General features: G+C 52.9%; 1 rRNA gene. It reads left to right on the top strand.

Going from position 1 to position 2,294, the window contains the following annotated elements:
- Positions 1-2,294 (top strand): 23S ribosomal RNA (locus ACFVSH_RS25620); the annotation flags it as partial.

The following is a 2,294-nucleotide window of genomic DNA, read 5'->3' as shown; positions in this document are numbered from 1 at the left end:
TTGCCTCTTGGGGTTGTAGGACACTCAACATGGAGTTACAAAGGAACGGGGTAAATGAAGCGACCTGGAAAGGTCCGTCGAAGAAGGTAAAAACCCTGTAGTTGAAACTTCGTTCCCTCCTGAGTGGATCCTGAGTACGGCGGGACACGAGAAATCCCGTCGGAAGCAGGGAGGACCATCTCCCAAGGCTAAATACTCCCTAGTGACCGATAGTGAACCAGTACCGTGAGGGAAAGGTGAAAAGCACCCCGGAAGGGGAGTGAAATAGATCCTGAAACCGTGTGCCTACAAGTAGTCAAAGCCCGTTAATGGGTAATGGCGTGCCTTTTGTAGAATGAACCGGCGAGTTACGATTTCATGCGAGGTTAAGTTGATGAGACGGAGCCGCAGCGAAAGCGAGTCTGAATAGGGCGAATGAGTATGAGGTCGTAGACCCGAAACCAGGTGATCTACCCATGTCCAGGGTGAAGTTCAGGTAACACTGAATGGAGGCCCGAACCCACGCACGTTGAAAAGTGCGGGGATGAGGTGTGGGTAGCGGAGAAATTCCAATCGAACCTGGAGATAGCTGGTTCTCTCCGAAATAGCTTTAGGGCTAGCCTCAAGATGAGAGTATTGGAGGTAGAGCACTGATTGGACTAGGGGCCCCCAACGGGTTACCGAATTCAGTCAAACTCCGAATGCCAAATACTTATTCTTGGGAGTCAGACTGCGAGTGATAAGATCCGTAGTCGAAAGGGAAACAGCCCAGACCACCAGCTAAGGTCCCAAAGTATACGTTAAGTGGAAAAGGATGTGGAGTTGCTTAGACAACCAGGATGTTGGCTTAGAAGCAGCCACCATTTAAAGAGTGCGTAATAGCTCACTGGTCGAGTGACTCCGCGCCGAAAATGTACCGGGGCTAAACGTATCACCGAAGCTGTGGATTGACACCATTGGGTGTCAGTGGTAGGAGAGCGTTCTAAGGGCGTTGAAGTCAGACCGGAAGGACTGGTGGAGCGCTTAGAAGTGAGAATGCCGGTATGAGTAGCGAAAGAAGGGTGAGAATCCCTTCCACCGAATGCCTAAGGTTTCCTGAGGAAGGCTCGTCCGCTCAGGGTTAGTCGGGACCTAAGCCGAGGCCGAAAGGCGTAGGCGATGGACAACAGGTTGATATTCCTGTACCACCTATACATCGTTTGAACGATGGGGGGACGCAGAAGGATAGGGTAAGCGCGCTGTTGGATATGCGCGTCCAAGCAGTTAGGCCGGAAACGAGGCAAATCCCGTTTCCATTAAGGCGGAGCTGTGATGGCGAGGGAAATATAGTACCGAAGTTCCTGATTCCACGCTGCCAAGAAAAGCCTCTAGTGAGATGTAAGGTGCCCGTACCGCAAACCGACACAGGTAGGCGAGGAGAGAATCCTAAGGTGTGCGAGAGAACTCTCGTTAAGGAACTCGGCAAAATGACCCCGTAACTTCGGGAGAAGGGGTGCTTTTTAGGGTGAATAGCCCAGAAAAGCCGCAGTGAATAGGCCCAGGCGACTGTTTAGCAAAAACACAGGTCTCTGCGAAGCCGCAAGGCGAAGTATAGGGGCTGACACCTGCCCGGTGCTGGAAGGTTAAGGGGAGAGGTTAGCGCAAGCGAAGCTTTGAACCGAAGCCCCAGTAAACGGCGGCCGTAACTATAACGGTCCTAAGGTAGCGAAATTCCTTGTCGGGTAAGTTCCGACCCGCACGAAAGGTGTAACGATCTGGGCACTGTCTCAACGAGAGACTCGGTGAAATTATAGTACCTGTGAAGATGCAGGTTACCCGCGACAGGACGGAAAGACCCCGTGGAGCTTTACTGCAGCCTGATATTGAATTTTGGTACAGCTTGTACAGGATAGGTAGGAGCCTGAGAAGCCGGAGCGCTAGCTTCGGTGGAGGCGTTGGTGGGATACTACCCTGGCTGTATTGAAATTCTAACCCGCGCCCCTTATCGGGGTGGGAGACAGTGTCAGGTGGGCAGTTTGACTGGGGCGGTCGCCTCCTAAAGAGTAACGGAGGCGCCCAAAGGTTCCCTCAGAATGGTTGGAAATCATTCGTAGAGTGTAAAGGCACAAGGGAGCTTGACTGCGAGACCTACAAGTCGAGCAGGGACGAAAGTCGGGCTTAGTGATCCGGTGGTTCCGCATGGAAGGGCCATCGCTCAACGGATAAAAGCTACCCCGGGGATAACAGGCTTATCTCCCCCAAGAGTCCACATCGACGGGGAGGTTTGGCACCTCGATGTCGGCTCATCGCATCCTGGGGCTGTAGTCGGTCCCAAG

The sequence above is a fragment of the Peribacillus sp. NPDC058002 genome, assembly GCF_042886655.1.
Lineage (GTDB): Bacteria > Bacillota > Bacilli > Bacillales > DSM-1321 > Peribacillus > Peribacillus aracenensis.
Note: the sequence above shows the minus strand (reverse complement) of the source record. Positions and strands in the feature narration are given on the sequence as shown.